At 68.4% G+C, this 19,680-nt stretch carries 22 protein-coding genes; 8 read left to right on the top strand and 14 right to left on the bottom strand.

Annotated elements, in window-relative coordinates; genetic code table 11:
* Nucleotides 1-6: 6 nt before the first annotated feature.
* The 4 genes from ACTZQ5_RS01870 to ACTZQ5_RS01885 all read right to left on the bottom strand — a co-directional run bounded on the left by ACTZQ5_RS01870 (nt 7) and on the right by ACTZQ5_RS01885 (nt 4,029).
* Entirely contained in the window at nt 7-975 is a 969-nt protein-coding gene (locus tag ACTZQ5_RS01870) for an agmatine deiminase family protein (protein WP_443583453.1), read from the bottom strand.
* Nucleotides 972-2,618 carry a M28 family metallopeptidase gene (locus ACTZQ5_RS01875; protein WP_443583454.1) on the bottom strand — a complete coding sequence of 549 codons (1,647 nt, stop codon included), beginning with the start codon at nt 2,616-2,618 and terminating at the stop codon, nt 972-974. The genes ACTZQ5_RS01870 and ACTZQ5_RS01875 overlap by 4 nt, the downstream gene beginning before the upstream one ends.
* A 393-nt stretch (nt 2,619-3,011) precedes the next feature.
* On the bottom strand, nt 3,012-3,626 hold the full coding sequence (gene rpsD / locus ACTZQ5_RS01880; protein WP_443583455.1) for a 30S ribosomal protein S4: 615 nt from the start codon (nt 3,624-3,626) through the stop codon (nt 3,012-3,014).
* A 172-nt stretch (nt 3,627-3,798) separates the two neighbouring features.
* On the bottom strand, nt 3,799-4,029 hold the full coding sequence (locus ACTZQ5_RS01885; protein ID WP_443583456.1) for a hypothetical protein: 231 nt from the start codon (nt 4,027-4,029) through the stop codon (nt 3,799-3,801).
* Nucleotides 4,030-4,151: 122 nt separating this feature from the next.
* Between ACTZQ5_RS01885 and ACTZQ5_RS01890 the strand changes: the two genes are divergently transcribed.
* Entirely contained in the window at nt 4,152-4,457 is a 306-nt protein-coding gene (locus tag ACTZQ5_RS01890; protein WP_443583457.1) for a chorismate mutase, read from the top strand.
* On the opposite strand, the gene ACTZQ5_RS01895 is transcribed toward ACTZQ5_RS01890, so the two are convergent.
* From ACTZQ5_RS01895 to rpiB, 5 genes are read right to left on the bottom strand one after another with little or no spacing between them, the layout of a single operon-like run.
* Nucleotides 4,427-5,200, bottom strand: coding sequence for an RNA methyltransferase (locus ACTZQ5_RS01895; protein WP_443583458.1), 774 nt, complete (start codon nt 5,198-5,200; stop codon nt 4,427-4,429). The genes ACTZQ5_RS01890 and ACTZQ5_RS01895 overlap by 31 nt on opposite strands.
* Nucleotides 5,197-5,673, bottom strand: a complete 477-nt coding sequence (nrdR, locus tag ACTZQ5_RS01900) for a transcriptional regulator NrdR (RefSeq protein WP_443583459.1) — start codon at nt 5,671-5,673, stop codon at nt 5,197-5,199. Before nrdR ends, ACTZQ5_RS01895 begins: the two co-directional genes overlap by 4 nt.
* 8 nt (nt 5,674-5,681) lie before the next feature.
* Nucleotides 5,682-5,855 (bottom strand): hypothetical protein, encoded by a 174-nt coding sequence (locus ACTZQ5_RS01905; protein ID WP_443583460.1) that lies wholly within the window; start codon nt 5,853-5,855, stop codon nt 5,682-5,684.
* A 3-nt stretch (nt 5,856-5,858) separates the two neighbouring features.
* Complete coding sequence (glyA, locus tag ACTZQ5_RS01910; protein WP_443583461.1) at nt 5,859-7,169, bottom strand: serine hydroxymethyltransferase; 1,311 nt, start codon at nt 7,167-7,169, stop codon at nt 5,859-5,861.
* 3 nt (nt 7,170-7,172) lie between these two features.
* Nucleotides 7,173-7,607: a ribose 5-phosphate isomerase B gene (rpiB, locus tag ACTZQ5_RS01915; protein ID WP_443583462.1), complete on the bottom strand. Its 435-nt coding sequence runs from the start codon at nt 7,605-7,607 to the stop codon at nt 7,173-7,175.
* Nucleotides 7,608-7,794: 187 nt separating this feature from the next.
* Here rpiB and ACTZQ5_RS01920 point away from each other — a divergent pair, with 187 nt between their 5' ends.
* Nucleotides 7,795-8,277, top strand: coding sequence for a DUF3429 domain-containing protein (locus ACTZQ5_RS01920; protein WP_443583463.1), 483 nt, complete (start codon nt 7,795-7,797; stop codon nt 8,275-8,277).
* Nucleotides 8,278-8,280: 3 nt separating this feature from the next.
* Here the strand turns inward: ACTZQ5_RS01920 and hemA are convergent, their stop codons facing one another.
* The gene (gene hemA / locus ACTZQ5_RS01925) at nt 8,281-9,522 is read right to left on the bottom strand and encodes a 5-aminolevulinate synthase (protein ID WP_443583464.1); all 1,242 of its coding nucleotides are present in this window, start codon (nt 9,520-9,522) and stop codon (nt 8,281-8,283) included.
* A 126-nt stretch (nt 9,523-9,648) separates the two neighbouring features.
* A complete protein-coding gene (murI, locus tag ACTZQ5_RS01930; RefSeq protein WP_443583465.1) occupies nt 9,649-10,437 on the bottom strand; it encodes a glutamate racemase in 789 nt (262 codons plus the stop codon).
* A 154-nt stretch (nt 10,438-10,591) separates the two neighbouring features.
* Between murI and plsY the strand changes: the two genes are divergently transcribed.
* Together plsY and dprA are read left to right on the top strand one after the other, a co-directional pair.
* A complete protein-coding gene (plsY, locus tag ACTZQ5_RS01935; protein WP_443583699.1) occupies nt 10,592-11,203 on the top strand; it encodes a glycerol-3-phosphate 1-O-acyltransferase PlsY in 612 nt (203 codons plus the stop codon).
* Nucleotides 11,196-12,275, top strand: coding sequence for a DNA-processing protein DprA (gene dprA / locus ACTZQ5_RS01940; protein ID WP_443583466.1), 1,080 nt, complete (start codon nt 11,196-11,198; stop codon nt 12,273-12,275). The genes plsY and dprA overlap by 8 nt, the downstream gene beginning before the upstream one ends.
* Nucleotides 12,276-12,326: 51 nt before the next feature.
* On the opposite strand, the gene ACTZQ5_RS01945 is transcribed toward dprA, so the two are convergent.
* Nucleotides 12,327-12,974, bottom strand: coding sequence for a TMEM175 family protein (locus ACTZQ5_RS01945; protein WP_443583467.1), 648 nt, complete (start codon nt 12,972-12,974; stop codon nt 12,327-12,329).
* Nucleotides 12,975-13,084: 110 nt separating this feature from the next.
* Here ACTZQ5_RS01945 and topA point away from each other — a divergent pair, with 110 nt between their 5' ends.
* Nucleotides 13,085-15,679, top strand: a complete 2,595-nt coding sequence (gene topA / locus ACTZQ5_RS01950; protein WP_443583468.1) for a type I DNA topoisomerase — start codon at nt 13,085-13,087, stop codon at nt 15,677-15,679.
* 234 nt (nt 15,680-15,913) lie between these two features.
* Here the strand turns inward: topA and ACTZQ5_RS01955 are convergent, their stop codons facing one another.
* Both ACTZQ5_RS01955 and panC read right to left on the bottom strand, forming a co-directional pair.
* Nucleotides 15,914-16,210: a hypothetical protein gene (locus tag ACTZQ5_RS01955; RefSeq protein WP_443583469.1), complete on the bottom strand. Its 297-nt coding sequence runs from the start codon at nt 16,208-16,210 to the stop codon at nt 15,914-15,916.
* Between the two features lie 79 nt (nt 16,211-16,289).
* Nucleotides 16,290-17,135 (bottom strand): pantoate--beta-alanine ligase, encoded by an 846-nt coding sequence (panC, locus tag ACTZQ5_RS01960; protein WP_443583470.1) that lies wholly within the window; start codon nt 17,133-17,135, stop codon nt 16,290-16,292.
* A gap of 87 nt (nt 17,136-17,222) precedes the next feature.
* On the opposite strand from panC, the gene ACTZQ5_RS01965 reads away from it, so the two are divergent.
* The 3 genes from ACTZQ5_RS01965 to pgmG are packed head-to-tail and all read left to right on the top strand — an operon-like array spanning nt 17,223 to nt 19,664.
* Entirely contained in the window at nt 17,223-18,011 is a 789-nt protein-coding gene (locus ACTZQ5_RS01965; protein WP_443583471.1) for a division plane positioning ATPase MipZ, read from the top strand.
* 13 nt (nt 18,012-18,024) lie between these two features.
* On the top strand, nt 18,025-18,288 hold the full coding sequence (locus tag ACTZQ5_RS01970) for a J domain-containing protein (RefSeq protein WP_443583472.1): 264 nt from the start codon (nt 18,025-18,027) through the stop codon (nt 18,286-18,288).
* Nucleotides 18,285-19,664 (top strand): phosphoglucomutase/phosphomannomutase PgmG, encoded by a 1,380-nt coding sequence (gene pgmG / locus ACTZQ5_RS01975; RefSeq protein WP_443583473.1) that lies wholly within the window; start codon nt 18,285-18,287, stop codon nt 19,662-19,664. The genes ACTZQ5_RS01970 and pgmG overlap by 4 nt, the downstream gene beginning before the upstream one ends.
* Nucleotides 19,665-19,680 lie beyond the last annotated feature (16 nt).

A 19,680-nucleotide genomic window follows, 5' to 3' on the forward strand; every position in this document is an offset into this window, starting at 1 on the left:
GGTTCGCTAGGCCGGAATCTGCTGGCTGATGCAGTGGAAGCTGCCGCCGCCGGTCAGGATATGATCCGCCCGCAGGCCGATGGCCTCGCGATCCGGGAACAGCGCCTGGATCGCCGCGACCGCCGCGGCATCATTGTCGGTGCCGTACACCGGCACCACCACCGCGGCGTTGCCGATGTAGAAGTTCATGTAGCTCGCCGGCACCACCTCTTCATCGCGCAGCACGCGGCCGGGCGACGGGATCGTCACCACCTCCAGCCCCGCGGCGCGCGCGGCGCGCTCGGCGTTCTGATAGACCTGCCAATTGGGGTCGTTCTCCGCCGCCTCGGGCAAGGCGACCCAATTCTCCCCGACGAAGCGCGCAAGGTTGTCGACATGGCCGTCGGTATGGTCGTTGAGCAGCCCGTCGCCCAACCACACCACGCGGGTGAAGCCCAGGTCCTCGCGCAGCCGCGCCTCGATATCGGCCTTGGTCAGCGTCGGATTGCGGTTCGGGTTGAGCAGGCATTGCTCGGTGGTCACCACCGTGCCCGCCCCGTCGCCGTCGATCGCGCCGCCCTCCAGCACCCAGTTGCAATAGCCGACGCGCGCGCCGATCGACTGGCCCAGGCGCAGCCCGATCGTGTCGTCGCCGGGCAGGTCGTATTTGCCGCCCCAGCCGTTGAAGTCGAAATCGCGGGCTTCGCCATCGGCAAGCAGGATCGGCGCGGTGTCGCGCAGCCAGATATCGCCGAACGGCTCGACCACCACCTCGGCGAACGGCGCCAGCCGTTCGGCGGCGAGCCCCGCCTCGGCATCGGCGGCGACCAGGATCACGCGCTCGCCGCGGCCATCGGCGTGGACGGCGCGGGCAAAGGCGACCACCTCGTCGCGAGCGGGATCGAGATCCTCCTGCCACAGGTCGGCATGGCTCGGGAAACCGATCCACACCGCCGCGTGCGGTGCCCATTCTGCGGGAGGGGTCATGCGGGTCATCGGGCGGCTCCGGTCGCGTTGGCACGGCTCTTGTCGCGGATGGCACGGAATTCGTCGCCGGCCACCCAGTTCGGCCACGCACGCCCGTCGGCGAGGTCGCGCGCGATCATGTAATAGAGCTGGACGTCCTGCTGCACGCCGCGCCAATCCCATTTGGGATCATATTCGTCGGACGGCGCGTGGTAGCGGTGCTCCTCGTAATCCTTCGCCGCCGCCTGCCCTGCGGCAAGGCCGCCCGTCACCAGATCCTGCCCCGTTTCGAAATACACCATCGGCACGCCGTGCTTGGCGAGGCTGAAATGGTCCGAACGATAGTAGAAGCCCTTTTCCGGCGTCGGTTCGGGGGTGGCGTGGCGACCCTGCCGCTTCAGCGCGGCGGTGAGGTAGCCATCGAGGTCCGACTTGCCCGGTCCGATCACGATCACGTCTTTGGACGGACCGTACATGGCGAGCGCGTCCATGTTGGCGCCACCCACCGTCTTCGCCAACGGGTAGATCGGGTTCGCCCCGTAATAAGCGGAACCGAGCAGCCCCGATTCCTCCGCGGTCAGCGCCACGAACACCATCGAGCGGCGTGCCGCCCCCGCCTTGGCATTCGCCTGTGCCAGGGCCACCAGCGCGGCGACACCATCGGCATTGTCGACCGCACCGTTGCAGATGTCGTCGCCGTTCACCGGCGTGCAACGGCCCAGGTGATCCCAATGCGCCGACAGCAGGACATATTCGTCCGGCGCCTCGCGCCCCGGCAGGATACCGACGACATTGTGCGACACCTGCCTGGTGATGGCATTGTCGAAGCTGACCGACGCCTTCACGCCCAGCGGCACCGCCTTGAAGCCCTTCACCTTGGCGGCGGCCGCGAGGCTGTCGAAGTCCTTGCCCGCGCTGGCGAACAGCGCGCGGGCCTTGTCGAGCTGCATCCAGCCGTGCGCGGCGGTATCGTCCATATGGCCGTTGGCGGCGTCGGCGACATGCGCGGCGCCGGTGTTGCTCGACTGGACGACGTTCCAGCCATACGCCGCCGGCTCCGTCTGGTGGACGATAATGACCGCGGCGGCGCCCTGCCGCGCCGCTTCCTCGTATTTGTAGGTCCAGCGGCCGTAATAGGTCATCGCCCGGCCGCCGAAATCGCCGGCAAGGCCCTGCGTCTGCCAATCGGGATCGTTGATGAGGACGATCACCGTCTTGCCCTTCACGTCGAGCCCGGCATAGTCGTTCCAGCCCTTTTCGGGCGCGACGATGCCATAGCCGGCGAAGACGACGTCGCTGTCCTTCACATCGATGTGCGGCGTGACGCGATAGGTGCCGATGACCATGTCGGGTCCATAGGCGAGGCTGACCGGCGTCCTGCCGCCGGTAAAGGTCAGCGGCGTCACGTTCTTCGCGGTGATCTCGACCAGCGGCACGTCCTGCAGCCACTTGCCATGATTGCCGGGCTTGAGGCCGGCCTGCTCGAACTGCTGCTGCACATAGGCGAGCGTCTTGGTTTCGCCCGCGCTGCCCGGCGCACGCCCTTCGAACGCGTCGGACGAGAGGGTCTTCGTCACCGCCTTCAGCGTATCGACCGAGATCGGCGGGGCGGCGGTTTGCGCCGCGGCCATGGCAGGCGCGGCGAGCAGGGCGGCAAGGAGAAGGCGGCGCATGAAAACTCCGTAAGGACGGCTGCCGCGCCTTGTGGCGCGCGGTCGGGCGCTTGTCCACGGGGGCGGAAGGTCTGTGCGGGGCAGATGCGGAGGAACTGGCCGCTTGGGCACGCGGCGCATCACCTCCAACCGTTCGTGCTGAGCCTGTCGAAGCACAGGTGAGACTTGAGGCGCTTCGACCGGCTGCCGGTAGATGGGGACGGCTTACCGCTTTGTCGGCCAACCGGTCCGAAAATCGCCATACCCGAACGAAGTCCGCCTCTGCCGAATCAAAAAGGGCGGCCCCGCAGGACCGCCCTTTTCAAAACCTTCGGACCCGACGCGGGAGTAAATCCCGCGTCGTCGGACGGCGCTGGTGCGCCGCCGGCCGTCCGGTGGTGTTCTTCCTCGCGCTTAGCGCGAGTAGAATTCCACCACCAGATTCGGCTCCATCTTCACCGGATAGGGCACCTCGTCCAGCGTCGGCACGCGGACGAAGGTCACCTTGGCATTGCCGTCCTGCGCGACATAGTCGGGAACGTCACGCTCGGCGAGGTTCTGCGCCTCGAGCACCAGCGCCATTTCCTTGGCCTTGTTGCCCAGCGTGATCTCGTCACCGACGAAGCAGCGGCGCGAGGCGATGTTGCACTTCACGCCGTTGACGCGAATGTGGCCGTGGCTGACGATCTGGCGCGCGGCGAAGATCGTCGGCGCGAACTTGGCGCGATAGACGATCATGTCGAGGCGCTGTTCGAGCAGGCCGATCAGGTTCTGGCTGGTGTCGCCCTTCATGCGTGCCGCCTCGGTGTAGCAGGCCTTGAACTGCTTTTCCGTGACGTCGCCGTAATAGCCCTTGAGCTTCTGCTTGGCGCGCAGCTGGATGCCGAAGTCCGACACCTTGCCCTTGCGGCGCTGGCCGTGCTGGCCCGGACCGTATTCGCGCTTGTTGACCGGCGACTTCGGACGGCCCCAGATGTTCTCGCCGAGACGACGGTCGAGCTTGTGCTTGGCGCTATGGCGCTTCGACATTCCAAATTCCTTGCAACGGTAACGACGTAATCCCATCCCGCGGACAGGCCGCGGGGCGGGGTTGGCCCCGGTATCGCTCTGCTGGTCTCGAAAGAGGCAGGCCCACCGCTTCACCGGGATGCGGGGGCTGTTGCGAAGGCGCGCGCCTAGCGGGCGCGCGGCCGGCTGTCAATCAGCGCGATGGTGCCCGGTTCCTCACGGCGTCCACGTTGCGGGCATTGTCTGACTCGATCTGCGCCCACTCTGCCTTGGTATGGCAGATCCGCTTCGGAATGGTCGATCCGGTTGCCGTCTCGCTGCGGCAGACGCGCTTTTCCGGTTTGGGTGCAGCATCGGTCGGCGCGGGCGCCGGGGCCGTTTGCGCTGCGGTGGCAAGAAGGCCGGCGATCAGGAACACGATCATGGTGCACATCCGTTGGGCAGGAGGGGCGTTTGGGCAGGAGGGGCCGCCAGCATGGCGCAGGTGCAACGCGCTGCAAAGCCCCGATCGCTCGACAAGATCGTTCATCGCGCTAAGGAGGCGCCATGTCCTTCGATCCCCTGCCCGGCCCCGATTGCACCACGATGAGCGAGGTCCGCGCCGGCGTCGATCAGGTCGACCGCGAACTGGTGGCGCTGTTCGCGCGGCGGTTCGCCTATATGGACGCCGCCGCGCGCATCAAGCCGGAGCGCAGCCACGTGCGCGACGAAGCGCGCAAGGCGCAGGTCATCGCCAACGCCCGCGCCGCCGCCGAAGCCGCCGGCCTGCCGGGCGCGGTGATCGCCGATCTGTGGGAACGGCTGGTCGAAGCCTCGATCGCCTATGAATTGTCGGCGTTCGACCGCCGCTGATCGGGGCGCTGATCGGGGCGCCGATCCGCGCCGCGGCGCTCCTTCGCCCCGTCCAGCGCCGACAGCACGCCGCGCAGCGTCCGCACCTCCTGCGCCGACCAGCCGGGCTTGGTCAGCAGCGTGCGCAGCGTGCGCCGCGTCGCCGGCACCCGATCGGGCGGGAAGAAGAAGTTGGCGCGCTCCAGCATGTCGTCCAGCTGCGCGATCATGCCGTCGAGGTCGGCCTGCGACGCCGGCGGATCGATTGCGGTCAGCGACGGCTGGGCGAGCGCCTGCCCCTTCGACCATTCATAGGCGACGAGGATCACCGCCTGCGCAAGGTTGAGGCTGCCGAACTCCGGGTTGATCGGCACGGTGATGATCGTGCGGGCGAGCGCGACATCGTCGGTTTCCAGCCCCGAACGCTCCGGTCCGAACAGGATCGCCGAACGTTCGGCGGCGGCATGGATGCCGCGGGCGGCGACCTCCGGCGTTTCCACCGGCTTGGTGATGCCGCGCTTGCGCACCGTGGTCGCATAGACGTGCGCGCAGTCCGCCACCGCCTCGGCGACGCTGTCGAACACCTGCGCACGCTCCAGCACCACATCGGCGCCGCTCGCCGCCGGCCCCGCCTGCGGATTGGGCCAGCCGTCGCGCGGCGCGACGAGGCGCATGTCGGTCAGGCCGAAATTGAGCATGGCGCGCGCCGCCTTGCCGATATTCTCGCCCAATTGCGGGCGGACCAGAACGATGACCGGATTCATTCGACGCGCCCTGCCTGTTCGACCGTACCGGCGAATTCCTCGAAATCGCGCGCCTCGCTGAAATCGCGATAGACGCTGGCGAAGCGGATATAGGCGACCGAATCGAGGCCTTTGAGGCCATCCATCACCATTTCGCCGATCCGCTTCGACGAGACTTCGCTCTCGCCCTGCGTCTCGAGCTGGCGCTGGATGCCGCTCACCAGCTTTTCGATCCGCACCGGCTCGATCGGCCGCTTGCGCGTCGCGATCGACACCGACCGGAGGAGCTTCTCGCGATCGAACGCCTCGCGGCGGATCCCGCCGGCGGCATTGCTCTTCAGCACCCACAGGTCGCGCAACTGGATGCGTTCGAACGTCGTGAAGCGCGCCGCACAGCCTTCGCACTGGCGCCGACGGCGAATGGCCGCCCCGTCTTCGGTGGGGCGGCTATCCTTTACCTGACTGTCTTCATGGCCACAAAAGGGGCAGCGCATTCAGCCGATCAATCGTTGCGCTTGGCGTAGGCGACGCTGGCGCCGACGATGGCACCCAGCACCGGGCCGACGAAGGGCACGGGGATCGCGATCACCGCGCCGATCGCGCCGTACTTCGCCATCTTCTTGCCGAGGCCGGGCGTGTTCTTGACGTTGGACTGGACCTCTTCGATCTTCGACATGACTTATCCTTCGTAGATGGGGAAGCGTGCGCACAGCGTGCGTACCCGCTGCCGAACGTTCGCCTCGACCTCCGGGTCCCCGTGCTCGCCTTTCCGGGCGAGGCCGTCGAGCACGTCGGCGACCATGTTGCCGATCTCGCGGAACTCCGCCGGGCCGAAACCGCGGGTGGTGCCGGCGGGCGAGCCGACGCGGATGCCGCTGGTCTTCACCGGCGGCAGCGGATCGTTGGGAATGCCGTTCTTGTTGCAGGTGATGCCGGCGCGCTCCAGCGCCTCGTCGGCGTCCTTGCCGGTGATGCCGAGCGGCGTGAGGTCGATCAGCGCCAGATGCGTGTCGGTGCCGCCCGACACGACGTTGGAGCCGCGCTCCTTCAGCGTGGCGGCCAGCACCTTGGCATTTTCCACCACCGCGGCGATGTAGCTCTTGTAGCCGGGCTGCAGCGCCTCGCCGAACGCCACCGCCTTGGCCGCGACGACGTGCATCAGCGGGCCGCCCTGCAGGCCGGGGAACACCGCCGAGTTGATCTTCTTGGCGATTGCCTCGTCATCGGTCAGGATCATGCCGCCGCGAGGCCCGCGCAGCGTCTTGTGCGTGGTGGTGGTGACGACATGGGCGTGGCCGAACGGCGTCGGGTGCAGGCCGGCGGCGACGATGCCGGCGAAATGCGCCATGTCGACCATGAAATACGCACCGACCTTGTCCGCGATCGCGCGGAAGCGCTCGAAGTCGATCACCCGCGGATAGGCCGAGCCGCCGGCGATGATGAGCTTGGGGCTATGCTCGACGGCCAGACGCTCGACCTGGTCGTAGTCGATCAGGTGCGTTTCTGGGTCGACGCCATATTGCACCGCGTTGAACCACTTGCCGCTCATCGCCGCGCGCGCGCCGTGGGTCAGGTGGCCGCCGGCATCGAGGCTCATGCCGAGGATCGTCTCGCCCGGCTTGACCAGCGCCAGCATCACCGCACCGTTCGCCTGCGCGCCCGAATGCGGCTGGACGTTGGCGAATCCGCAGCCAAAGATCTGCTTGGCGCGATCGATCGCGAGGCTCTCGACCTCGTCCGACGGCGCGCAGCCCTGGTAGTAGCGCTTGCCGGGATACCCTTCGGCATATTTGTTGGTGAAGACCGAGCCCTGCGCCTCCAGCACCGCCTTGGACACGATGTTCTCGCTGGCGATCAGTTCGATCTGCGTCTGCTCGCGCGTCAGTTCATGCGTGATGCCGGCGAACACCGCGGGATCGGCGTCGGCGAGGCCGCGGTTGAAGAAGCCGTCGGGGCGGATGTTACCAAGGTTGGCGGGCTGGGTGCTCATGGGTCAGTCCTTCTGCGACAGTTTGTCGACACGATGCTGGTGGCGGCCGCCTTCGAAAGCGGCGGCGAGAAAGGCGTCGAGGCACGCCTTGGCGAGATCGGGACCGATCAGCCGCGCGCCCATCGCCACGACATTGGCATCGTTGTGCTGGCGGGCGAGCGCGGCGGCGAGCGGTTCGGTGACGAGCGCGCAGCGGCATGCGGGATTGCGGTTGACCGCGATCGAGATGCCGATCCCCGATCCGCACAGGGCGACGCCCAGCTCCGCCTCGCCAGCGGCGATCGCGGCGGCAAGCCTGTAGCCGTAATCGGGATAGTCGACCCGCGCGTCGCCCTGCGGCCCCAGATCGATCGTCTCGTGCCCCTGCCCCCCGGCGTGCTCGATCAACAGCGCCTTCAGCGCGACGGCGGCATGATCGGAGGCGAAGGCGATGCGCAAGCGTAGCGTCCCGTGGGCTGATGGGCGGGTCGGCTGCGCCTTAGCGGGGGCGGCGGCAGAATGCCACACTTGTGACGGATGTGACGGATGTGACGGAACGTTGCGCGCCGTTCGCGCGCTTCTGCCCGGACCATCTACAAACCTGAGGCAAAAACATGGCTCAAGAAACGCAATTCCGTTCCGCGCCGTGAGTGATTCCGCCAGCCTCTACGGCCGTGGCAGCGTCGGCGAGTCGCCGCTGATCCTGGGCTATGCCGGCCTGCTGCCGCAGGTGGCGGCGACGGCGACCTGCCTGTTCGGCGGCAGCGGCGATCTCGGCCCGATGTTCGCCTTCGGCTATGCGACGCTGATCCTCAGCTTCCTGGGCGGGATCTGGTGGGGTTTCGCCATGCGCACGTCGGAGGGCCAGGGTCGGATCGCCACATGGGCGGTGCTGCCATCGCTGTTCGGCGCCGGGCTGATCCTGCTGTCGATCGCGCATATCCTGACGCTGTCATGGGCGCTGGTGCTGCTGGGATCGGCGGTGATGATGACGCTGCTGATCGATCGCCGTCTGGTGGAGCGCCACATCGCGCCGACCGGATGGATGGCGTTGCGGATCCCGCTGTCGGTCGGGCTCGGCGTGCTGACGATCCTGTGCGGCATCGTCGGCGAGGCCGTCGGCCACTGAGCCTCAGGCGGCCTTGCGCAATTCCAGCCGGCTCCAGATCTCGACCAGCGCGTCGGTCAATTCGCGCATCATCTCGGGGCTGTGGCTCGGTCCGGGTGTGAAGCGCAGCCGCTCGGTGCCGCGCGGCACCGTCGGATAATTGATCGGCTGCACGTAGACGCCGTATTCGGCGAGCAGGATGTCGCTGATCCGCTTGGCCTTGACCGGATCGCCGACCAGCACGGGCACGATATGCGTCTCGCCGAGCATCACCGGCAGTCCGGCCTCGTCGAGCATCGTCTTGAGCAGGGCTGCGGACGCCTGCTGCCCTTCGCGCTCCTCGTTCGATTGCTTCAGATGACGCACGCTCGCCAGCACGCCCGCGACCAGCACGGGCGACAGCGAGGTGGTGAAGATGAAGCCGGGCGCATAGGAGCGGATCACGTCGATGATCGTCTGGTCCGCGGCGATATAGCCGCCCATGACGCCGAACGCCTTGCCGAGCGTTCCCTCGATGATCGTCAGCCGATGCGCGACACCGTCGCGCTCCGAGATTCCGCCGCCACGCGCGCCGTACATGCCGACCGCATGCACCTCGTCGAGATAGGTCAGCGCATTGTAGCGATCGGCGAGGTCGCAGATCGCCGCGATCGGCGCGACGTCCGCCTCCATCGAATAGACGCTCTCGAACGCGATCAGCTTGGGCACCGAGGAGTCCTCGGCGGCGAGCAGTTCCTCGAGATGCGCAAGGTCGTTGTGGCGGAAGATGCGCTTCTCACACCCCGCATTGCGGATGCCGGCGATCATCGAGGCGTGATTCAGCTCGTCCGAAAAGATCACGCAGCCGGGCAGGATCTTGGCGAGCGTCGACAGCGTCGCCTCGTTCGACACATAGCCGCTGGTGAACAGCAGTGCGCCTTCCTTGCCGTGCAGGTCGGCGAGTTCGTGCTCCAGATCGACGTGGTAATGGGTGTTGCCGCCGATGTTGCGCGTGCCGCCCGATCCGGCACCGACGTCGTGCAGCGCTTCCTCCATCGCCGCGATCACCTTGGGATGCTGGCCCATCGCGAGATAGTCGTTGGAACACCAGACGGTGATCGGCTTCGGCCCGTTATGCCCGGCGAAGCAGCGCGCATTGGGGAACATCCCCTTGTTGCGGAGGATGTCGATGAAGACCCGGTATCGGCCTTCGGCATGGAGGCGATCGATCGCCTGGGTGAAGACACGCGAATAATCCACACGCGCGTCCGTGCCGTCGCTGCTCATGGCTGTGCCGTGTACCTGCGCGCGCGGCGGGTTGCCAGTGGGTAAAAGCGCTCAGGGTGATCGAAGGGGTTGGGCATTTTGTCCCACCCGCGCGATAGCGGAAGCGGTTCCCGTGCCTGCAAGGGCTTAGAGCGCCTCGACCGCCTCGATCCCATAGCCGGCGAGCGCCGGTGCCAGATCCCGTTCGGCGTCGCCCAGCCGCGTGAACACCGCACGATGCACGGGTCGCGCAGGCCAGGCCTGCCCCTGCGTCAATGCCGCGATGCGCCGGGCGATGCCCGGCCCGCCATCGACGAAGCGCACGCCCGGCGCCGCCCGCGCCAGTTCGGCCTCGACCAGCGGGAAATGCGTGCAGGCATTGACGATCACGTCGATCGCCGCGCCGCCCGGCTGGCCGAACAGCCCGTCCAGCACCGCCGCGATTCGCGCCGGGTCGGGCGCCGCACCGGCCAGCTTCGCCTCGGCCAGCCGCACCAGCTCCGCCGATCCATGGCGCAGCACCGTGCAGTCGCCCGCGAACCGCGCGGCGAGATCGTCGACATAGGCCTGGCGCACCGTCGCTTCGGTGCCGAGCACGCCGATGACGCGGCTGCGCGTGAGGGCCGCGGCGGGCTTGATCGCCGGCACGGTGCCGACCACCGCCACGTCCAGCGCCGCACGCACCGCCGGCAGGGCGATCGTCGAGGCGGTGTTGCACGCGATCACCACCAGTCGCGGGCGATAGCGTTCCACCAGCCGGCCGAGCAGCGCCGGAACCCGCGCCGCGATCTCCGCCTCGCTCTTGATGCCATAGGGAAAGCCGGCGGAATCGGCCGCGTAGACGATCGGCGCGTGCGGCAGCAGCGCCTGCGTCGGCGCGACGACGGAAAGGCCGCCGACACCGGAATCGAAGAACAGGATCGGCGCGTCGTGCATGGTAGCGCTCATAATAGCGCCGCCGCGTTCCGCAAACGCCACGTTCTCGCGCCGCGGGCGCCAAGTCGGCACGGAGGCATTGGCGTCTTCGCGATAAAGACGCTATGGGTCGTGGCAAGACGAAGGGGGCGGCTTGCACACCGAAGTTCTTTGGATCGCACCGGCATGCGCGCTCGTGCTCGGCTATCTGCTGGGTTCGATCCCGTTCGGCGTCATCCTGACGCGTCTCGGCGGTGCGGGTGATCTGCGCGCCGTCGGTTCGGGCAACATCGGCGCCACCAACGTGCTGCGCACCGGGCGCAAGGGCCTGGCCGCGGCGACGCTGCTGCTCGATCTCGCCAAGGGCGCGGCGGCGGTGTGGCTCGCCGAATGGCTGTTTCCCGGCGACGGGGCGGTCGCGGCGGCGGCGGCCTTTATCGGCCATTGCTATCCCGTCTGGCTGCGCTTCCGGGGCGGCAAGGGCGTCGCGACGCTGATGGGCATCGTGCTGGCCCTGCATTGGCCGATGGGCCTCGTCTATGCGGTGGTATGGCTCGGCCTGCTCGCGGCGGTGCGCATCTCGTCGGTCGCCGGCATGGCGGCGGCGGTGAGTGCGCCGGTCAGCGGCGCGCTGTTCGGCCGGTTCGATCTCGTCATGCTGCTGCTCGCGCTCGCCGCCATCGTGCTGTGGAAGCATCGCGAGAATATCGAACGGCTGGCGAACGGCACCGAACCGCGCATCGGCCGCAAGGGGGATGCCGGGGCCGGCGCGCTGCAGGATGGCTGAGCGGGACACCGCGCGCCTCCGCCTGATCCGCACCGCCGGCATCGGTCCGGTCACCTATCGCCATCTCATCGCGCGCTTCGGCACCGCCGATGCCGCGCTGGAGATGCTACCGACGCTGGCTCGCCGCGGCGGCGGCGGTGCCCCCAGGATCGCCGATCGCGCCGTGGTGGAGCGCGAGATGGCGGCGACGGCACGGCTCGGCGCACGCTATCTGTTCCTCGGCGACCCCGAGTATCCGGCGCTGCTGGCGGAGATCAATACCGCCCCGCCCGCGCTGATCGTCCGCGGCGACGTGTCGCTCGCCGGCGGCGTGACGATCGCCATCGTCGGCGCGCGCAACGCCTCGGCCGCCGCCTGCCGCTTCGCCCGCACGTTGGGGCATGCGCTGGCCGGCGAAGGCGTGACGGTGGTGTCGGGGCTCGCCCGCGGCATCGACACCGCGGCGCACGTCGGCGCCCTGCCCCGCACCATCGGCGTGATCGCCAGCGGCATCGACGTCGTCTTCCCGCCCGAAAACGCCGCCTTGCAGGACCAGGTGGCGGAACAGGGCCTGCTGATCGCCGAACAGCCCCCCGGCACGCAGCCGCTGGCGCGGCATTTCCCGTCGCGCAACCGCATCATCGCCGGCCTCGCGCTCGGTACGGTGGTGGTGGAGGCGGCGCCGCGATCGGGTTCGCTCATCACCGCGCGGCTGGCGACGGAGGCGGGGCGCGAGGTGATGGCGGTGCCCGGCAGCCCACTCGATCCGCGCGCCCAAGGCTGCAACCTGCTGATCCGCGACGGCGCCACCCTGGTCCAGACCGCGGCCGACGTGCTGGAACAGGTCCGCCCGATCGACCCGCGGGCCGTCCGCGCGCCGACGCAGGGCTATGGCGCGCCCCCGCCTGCCGACGCCAGCGACGCCGAGCGCGCCCGGATCGTCGGCCTGCTCGGCCCGGTTCCCGTGCCCGTCGACGAACTGATCCGCCAGAGCGGCATCGCCCCCGCCATCCTGCAGACCGTGCTGCTCGAACTCGAACTCGCCGGCCGGCTGGAGCGGCATGCGGGCGGGCGGGTGAGTCTGACGGCCTAGCGCCCCGCCGGCCTGCGCGACCGAAGGGTATTCGCCTGTCCGCCAACCGCATCACATGCTCGCACGAGCTGCCCGGCGGCTGACGGCGATGCTGATGATCGGGCTCAATACGACCAGCACCACCAGCGCCGCGATCCATGTCACCATGCCGGCGGCAAAGGCGCAGACGCCGATCAGGATGGGGATCCAGCTGCGATGCAGCAGCGGCGCGACATCGTGCCGGCCGATGTCATCCTCCAGCAGCTGCGGCGCGCCCGCCACCACCCGGATCACGTGCCGGTTGAGCACGCCGAGCAGGATCAGCCAGCCCGTGTAGAATCCGATGCCGACACGCAGGTTGACGTATTCGCTGATGATCGCGGTCGGAAACGGCATGAACGCGACGCCGAGCAACAACAGCAGATTCGCCATCACGAGCCGCGCGTTGGCCGCCTTCAACAGCCCCATGACATCGTGATGGATGATCCAGAAACGTCCCAGCACCAGGAAGCTGACCAGGAAACCGACGTAATTGGGCATCAGCTGCCACAATGCCTGCCCGAGTTCCGGGCCTGTCGCATGATGTAGTCGGGGCAGCTTCACCTCGACCACCAGCAGGGTCATCGCGATCGCGAAGATCGCATCGGAAAAGAAGGTCATCCGTTCGAGCTGCACGCGGGCGCGGTGCGCACGTCGCTCGACGGCGTCCGCAGCGCTCACGCCTTGTCCTCGTGGCCGGTCGATCCCCACATCGGTTCATCCCCCTGTTGACAGTCACCCGCCGGGCTTTCCACCCTCGCGCGTACACGTAAGGACCCTAGTCGATCCCCATGCAGCTCGTCATCGTCGAATCGCCGGCCAAGGCCAAGACCATCGAAAAGTACCTCGGCGGGGACTATCGCGTCCTCGCCTCCTACGGCCATGTCCGCGACCTGCCGGCGCGTGACGGGTCGGTGAACCCCGACGAGGGGTTCGCGATGGAATGGGAGAATTACGCCGACAAGTCGAAGCAGCTCAAGGCGATCGCCGACCTCTCCAAGACCGCCGACCGCCTGATCCTCGCCACCGACCCCGATCGCGAGGGAGAGGCGATCAGCTGGCACGTGCAGGAGGTGCTGCGCGGGCGCAAGGCGCTGCCCAAGGACGTGGCGCGCGTCACCTTCAACGCGATCACCAAGGCGGCGGTGACGACCGCGATGGCGAACCCGCGCGAACTCGATACCGACCTGATCGACGCCTACCGTGCCCGCCGCGCGCTCGACTATCTGGTCGGCTTCACCCTGTCGCCGGTGCTGTGGCGCAAGCTGCCCGGCGCCAAGTCGGCAGGCCGCGTCCAGTCGGTGGCGCTGCGCCTGATCGTCGGCCGCGAGCGCGAGATCGAGGCGTTCAAGGCGCAGGAATATTGGTCCGTCACCGCCGCCCTCGAACAGGACGGCACGCCCTTCGTCGCTCGGCTGGTGCAATGGGAGGGCAACAAGCTCGACCGGCTGTCGATCGGCAACCAGGGCGATGCGGAACGCGCCAAGGCGGCCGTCGAGGCGGGGCGCTTCTCGGTCCAGTCGGTCGAGACGAAGCCCGCGACGCGCAACCCGCCGCCGCCCTTCACCACCTCGACGTTGCAGCAGGAGGCGGCGCGTAAGCTGGGCTTTTCCGCCGATCATACGATGCGGATCGCGCAGGGGCTCTACGAGGACGGCGCGATCACCTACATGCGCACCGACGGCGTGCAGATGGACGGCAGCGCGATCTCCGCGGCACGCAAGGCGGTGGCGAGCCGCTACGACGCCAGCTACGTCCCCGATTCGCCGCGCCAATACCAGACCAAGGCCAAGAACGCGCAGGAAGCGCACGAGGCGATCCGCCCGACCGATTTCAGCAAGGATCGCGTCGGCGGCGGCGATCATGCGCGCCTCTACGACCTGATCTGGAAGCGCGCACTCGCCAGCCAGATGGCATCGGCGCGGATGGAGCGCACCACCGTCGAACTCGCCGACGGCACCGGCCGCAACGTGCTGCGCGCGACCGGTCAGGTCGTGCTCTTCCCCGGCTTCCTCGCGCTCTACGAGGAAGGATCGGACGACGCGCAGGATGAAGAGGCGCGCCGCCTCCCCCGCCTGCGCGAGGGCGATGCGCCCGCCAAGAAGGGCGTCGAGGCGGAGCAGCATTTCACCCAGCCGCCGCCGCGCTTTTCCGAAGCCTCGCTGGTCAAGCGGATGGAGGAACTCGGCATCGGCCGCCCCTCCACCTATGCCTCGATCATCAAGACGCTGAAGGATCGCGCCTACGTCCGCGTCGAGAAGAACCGTTTCTTCGCCGAGGAATCGGGGCGGCTGGTGACGGCGTTCCTCGAACGCTTCTTCGAAAAGTACGTCGGCTTCGATTACACCGCCGAGCTGGAGGAGGAGCTGGACGACGTGTCCGGCGGCCGCGCGCAGTGGCAGGCGGTGCTCGACGCCTTCTGGCGCGACTTCAAGCCGCGCACCGCGGAGGTGATGGAGCAGCAGCCCAGCGCCATCACCGCGGAGCTGGACCAGTTCCTCGCCCCCTATCTCTTCCCCGACAAGGCGGACGGGTCCGACCCGCGGCTGTGCCCCAAGTGCGAGGCGGGCAAGCTCGCCTTGCGCGGCGGCAAGTTCGGCGCGTTCATCGCCTGCTCCAACTATCCCCAATGCAAATACACCCGCCGCTTCGCGCAGCCGGGCGGCGAGGCCGGTGAGGACAGCGGGCCGGAGGGCCTCGGCAAGGACCCGGCGACCGGCCTGGAGGTCGAGCGCAAGTCCGGGCGGTTCGGCCCCTATATCCAGCTGGGCGAGGGCAAGGAGGCGAAGCGCGCCTCGATCCCCAAGGACCTGCCGGGCGAACTCGACCTCGAATGGGCGCTGAAGCTGCTCAGCCTGCCGCGCACGATTGGCAACCACCCCGAAACGGGCGAGCCGATCACCGCCTCGATCGGCCGCTATGGCCCGTATCTGGCGCACAGCGGCAAATATGCCCGGCTGCAATCGACCGCCGACGTGTTCGAGACGGGGATGAACGCGGCGGTGGTGAAGCTCGCCGAGGCGGCGGCCGGCGGCGGCCGACCGGCCCGCGGTGCGCCACGCGCGCCGTTGCGCGAACTCGGCAAGCATCCGCGGACCGAGGCGGAGATCAAGCTGATGGAGGGTCGCTACGGTCCCTATGTCACCGATGGCGAAACCAATGCGACGCTGCCCAAGTCGGTGACCCCCGAAGCGCTGACGCTGGAGGAAGCGGCACAACTGATCGACGCGCGCGCGGCCGCCGCACCGGCCAAGGGCAAGAAGAAGGCAACCGCCAAGAAGGCGGCCGCGAAGAAGCCGGCGGCGAAAACGGCGGCGAAAACGGCGGCGAAAACGGCGGCGAAGCCTGCGGCGAAGAAGGCGCCGGCAAAGAAGAAGGCGGACTGACGCGCGTCACCCGCGGCGTGTCCATCTTGCCTTATTCCGTCATCCCCGCGTAGGCGGGGATCCATACTGGCTGCGGCTTCGGCTTCATCGTCGACGGTCGTGATTATGGATCCCCGCCTCCGCGGGGATGACAACGATGGGTTCCCAAGCCTGGCCCATGTTCCCCACACCCCCGGTCATCCCCGCACGCCTCGGCATTGCCATCAGGAACGACAAAACAGTTGCGGCCGGCAGTTACGCCGCGCGGCGCTGCGTCATACCCAGCCAGGCGCGCGCCTGGCGCTGTGCTTCGGCGATCTCGCGGGCGGTCATGTCCTCGGCGACTTCGGCGCGGGCATCGGCGGCTTGCAACAGCCCGGCCACCGCGGCGAGATTGAACCATTTGTGCGCTTCGATCAGATCGATTCCCGCCCCCGCGGTGCCGGTCTGGTAGCAGACGCCGAGATCGAACAGCGCTTCCGGCCGTCCGCGCATCGCATCGGCGATCCGGCTGTCTAGAAGAAACTGCGCACTCTTGAAGCTATTGCCCATGTTTTGCCCCCATATATCATGGGAACAGCTTGCCGCGATTCGTACTACGAAATGGTTAACGCAAATAAAACCAATCTGATCAGGAATTTGACCCGATAGCGACATTGTCGATCAACCGTGTCGCACCCATTCGCGCCGCCGCCAGCAGCCGCCGCGGGCGGTCCGCGGAGGGAGAGGCAGCCAGCGTCTCAGCGTCGGCGAGCGCCACGTAATCCACCTCAAATCCCGCGGCGACCAGCGCGACGCGCGCCTCCGCCAGCGCTGTCTCCGGATCGTCGCCGCGCCCGATCGCCCGCGCCGCCACACCGAGCGCGCGCGGCAATGCCGTCGCCTTCGCCCGCTGTTCCTCGTCGAGGTAGATGTTGCGCGACGACAGCGCGAGGCCGTCGTCGTCGCGTTGCGTCGGCACGCCGACGATCGCGATCGGCATGTCGAGATCCGCGACGAATCGGCGGATCACCGCAAGCTGCTGATAATCCTTTTCACCGAAATAGGCGGTGTCGGCGCCGGTCTGGTTGAACAGCTTGGTCACCACGGTGGCGACTCCGTCGAAATGCCCCGGCCGCGCCGCGCCGTCGAACCCTTCGCTGACGCCGCCGACGCTGATGTTAGTGGCGAATCCCCGCGGGTACATCACCTCGACCGGCGGCATCCAGAGGAGGTCGCAGCCCCCTTCGGCGAGCAGGCGCGCATCCGCCGCCTCGCGGCGCGGATAGCGGGCAAGGTCCTCGTTCGGGCCGAACTGCCTGGGATTGACGAAGATCGAGGCGATCACCTTCGTGCCCGGCCGCCGCGCCGCCTCGACCAGCGCCATGTGGCCGGCGTGCAACGCGCCCATCGTCGGTACGAGGGCGATCGAGGCGCCGTCCGCCCGGAACGCGGCCACCGCCTCGCGCAAGGCCTGCAAATCCCGAACTGTCAGCACCGTTTACCCCCTCGAACAATGAGCGCGCGGCTTCTATGAAGAGGGGGAGAACGGGGCAACCCGGTACAACGGATTAAGGAACACGCCGTGCCCGCAGGGCCACACGTCATTGTCTTCGCCAACGAAAAGGGCGGCACCGGCAAGTCGACGACCGCCGTGCACGTCGCCATCGCGCTCGCCGCCAAGGGGGCGAAGGTCGCCTGCTTCGATCTCGACCACCGCCAGCGCACCGTCGGCCGCTACCTCGACAATCGCGCCGCGACGATCAAGCGCACCGGCAGCGACCTGCCGATGCCCGTCCACGACACCCACGATGGGGTGAACGAGGACGTATTCGAGGACAAGTGGCAGCGGCTGAGCGACGGCGCCGACTTCCTGATCGTCGACACGCCCGGCCGCGACGATCATTTCGCGCGCACCGCGGCGGCGCTGTCGAACACGTTGGTGACGCCGATGAACGACAGCTTCGTCGATTTCGACCTGATCGGCCAGGTCGATCCGGAAACCTTCAACGTCACCCGGCCGAGCTTCTATTCCGAACTGATCTGGGACGCGCGAAAGCAGCGCGCCCGCGCCGACGGGACGCAGATCGACTGGGTCGTCCTGCGCAACCGCCTGCAGCATATCGAGGCGCGCAACATGCGCCGCGTGTCGGACGCGCTGGGGCAATTGGCGAAGCGGGTCGGCTTTCGCATCATCCCCGGCCTCGGCGAGCGCGTGATCTATCGCGAACTGTTCCCTGCCGGCCTCACCATGATCGATTCCAAGGAATTCGGCGCGATGGGCCTCGGCCATGTCGCCTCGCGGCAGGAACTGCGCGAGATGATGAGCGCGCTGCAATTGCCCGAAACCGCCATGCCCCTGTTCGCGGCATGAGGGCGTTTCGCGCATGAAGTGGCTCGTCGCGATCGCGCTGATCTGGTTCGCCTGGCATTACCTGCGGCCCAAGCCCAAGCCGCCCAAGCCGAATGCGGAACAGCGTGCCCGCACCGTGCTGGGCGTGGCGCGCGATGCCGACGAAGGCGATATCCGCGCGGCGCACCGCCGGCTGCTCGCCGATCTGCATCCCGATCGCGGCGGATCGGGGGCGGCGGCGACGGAGATCAACGCCGCGCGCGACCTGCTGCTCGCGACGCTGCGGCACGAGGGATGACGCACAGCTTCGCCCCCGAGATCCTGCGCGAATACGACATCCGCGGCACGGTCGGGCGCAACCTGTCGGTTGCCGATGCCATCGCCGTCGGGCGCAGCTTCGCCACCCGCGTCCGCGCGGCCGGCGGCACCCGCGTCGCGGTAGGGCGTGACGGGCGATTGTCCTCCCCCGACCTCGAAGCCGGATTGGTCGAGGGACTGGCCGCCGGCGGCGTCGACGTGGTGCGGATCGGCATCGGGCCGACGCCGATGCTCTATTATGCCGAGGCGACGCTGGAGGTGGATGCCGGCGTGCACGTCACCGGCAGCCACAACCCGCGCGACGACAACGGCTTCAAGATGGTGCTCGGCCATCGCGCCTTCTACGGCGCCGACGTCCTCGACCTCGCCCGCATCGCCGCCGATGGCGCCTGGAGCGAGGGACGGGGCAGCGTGTCGGAGGCGGAGGTGCTGGACGCCTATGTCGGCCGGCTGCTGGCGGGCTATGCCGGCGGCAGCTTCCGCATCGCCTGGGATTGCGGCAACGGCGCCGCCGGCCCCGCGGTCGAGCGACTGGTCGCGCAGCTGCCCGGCGAGCATCACCTGCTCCACACCGCGGTCGACGGCCGCTTCCCCAACCATCATCCCGACCCGACCGAGGAGGCCAATCTCGCCGATCTCCAGGCGCTGGTTCGGGCGAAGGGCCTCGATTTCGGCATCGCCTTCGATGGCGACGGCGACCGGATCGGCGCCGTCGACGGCGAAGGCCGGGTGCTGTGGGGCGACCAGCTGCTCAGCGTGCTGATGGTGCCCGTGCTGGCCGAGTTGCGCGGCGCAACCGTCGTCGCCGACGTCAAATCCTCGCAATTCGTCTTCGACCGCATCGTCGAGCTCGGCGGCAAGGCGGTGATGGGCGCCACCGGCCACAGCCTGATGAAGGAGGCGATGCTGGCGCACGATGCCCCGATCGCCGGCGAACTCAGCGGCCACATCTTCTTCGGGGCGGGGGCGAACGGCGGCTGGTATGGCTTCGACGATGCGCTGCATGCCGCGGTACAGCTGATCCGCGCGGTGCTCCTGTCGGGCCGCTCGCTCACGGCGCTGCGCAGCGCGATGCCGCCGCTGGTCAACACCCCCGACCTGCGCTTCCCCGTCGATCCCGCCCGCAAGTTCGCGGTGATCGACGAGGTGCGGGCGCGGCTGGAGGCGCGCGGGGTGCCGGTGGTGGCGATCGACGGCGTCCGCGTCACGACGGCGGAGGGCTGGTGGCTGCTGCGCGCGTCCAACACACAGGACGTGCTGACCGCGCGCGCCGAGGCGGGCAGCGAGGCCGAACTTGCCGCGTTGCTGGCCGCGATCGACGCCGAACTCGCGCTGAGCGGCATCGCACGCGATTGACAGCGCGGCGCCGCCG

It is taken from the genome of Sphingomonas cellulosilytica, assembly GCF_052321755.1.
In the GTDB taxonomy this organism is placed as follows: domain Bacteria; phylum Pseudomonadota; class Alphaproteobacteria; order Sphingomonadales; family Sphingomonadaceae; genus Sphingomonas.

Bases quoted from the DNA above. Each gene is read 5' to 3' on its own strand.
- ACTZQ5_RS01870 (WP_443583453.1), bottom strand. From the start codon at position 975: ATGACCCGCATGACCCCTCCCGCAGAATGGGCACCGCACGCGGCGGTG.
- ACTZQ5_RS01875 (WP_443583454.1), bottom strand. From the start codon at position 2,618: ATGCGCCGCCTTCTCCTTGCCGCCCTGCTCGCCGCGCCTGCCATGGCC.
- rpsD (WP_443583455.1), bottom strand. From the start codon at position 3,626: ATGTCGAAGCGCCATAGCGCCAAGCACAAGCTCGACCGTCGTCTCGGC.
- ACTZQ5_RS01885 (WP_443583456.1), bottom strand. From the start codon at position 4,029: ATGATCGTGTTCCTGATCGCCGGCCTTCTTGCCACCGCAGCGCAAACG.
- ACTZQ5_RS01890 (WP_443583457.1), top strand. From the start codon at position 4,152: ATGTCCTTCGATCCCCTGCCCGGCCCCGATTGCACCACGATGAGCGAG.
- ACTZQ5_RS01895 (WP_443583458.1), bottom strand. From the start codon at position 5,200: ATGAATCCGGTCATCGTTCTGGTCCGCCCGCAATTGGGCGAGAATATC.
- nrdR (WP_443583459.1), bottom strand. From the start codon at position 5,673: ATGCGCTGCCCCTTTTGTGGCCATGAAGACAGTCAGGTAAAGGATAGC.
- ACTZQ5_RS01905 (WP_443583460.1), bottom strand. From the start codon at position 5,855: ATGTCGAAGATCGAAGAGGTCCAGTCCAACGTCAAGAACACGCCCGGC.
- glyA (WP_443583461.1), bottom strand. From the start codon at position 7,169: ATGAGCACCCAGCCCGCCAACCTTGGTAACATCCGCCCCGACGGCTTC.
- hemA (WP_443583464.1), bottom strand. From the start codon at position 9,522: ATGAGCAGCGACGGCACGGACGCGCGTGTGGATTATTCGCGTGTCTTC.
- murI (WP_443583465.1), bottom strand. From the start codon at position 10,437: ATGCACGACGCGCCGATCCTGTTCTTCGATTCCGGTGTCGGCGGCCTT.
- dprA (WP_443583466.1), top strand. From the start codon at position 11,196: ATGGCTGAGCGGGACACCGCGCGCCTCCGCCTGATCCGCACCGCCGGC.
- topA (WP_443583468.1), top strand. From the start codon at position 13,085: ATGCAGCTCGTCATCGTCGAATCGCCGGCCAAGGCCAAGACCATCGAA.
- ACTZQ5_RS01955 (WP_443583469.1), bottom strand. From the start codon at position 16,210: ATGGGCAATAGCTTCAAGAGTGCGCAGTTTCTTCTAGACAGCCGGATC.
- ACTZQ5_RS01970 (WP_443583472.1), top strand. From the start codon at position 18,025: ATGAAGTGGCTCGTCGCGATCGCGCTGATCTGGTTCGCCTGGCATTAC.
- pgmG (WP_443583473.1), top strand. From the start codon at position 18,285: ATGACGCACAGCTTCGCCCCCGAGATCCTGCGCGAATACGACATCCGC.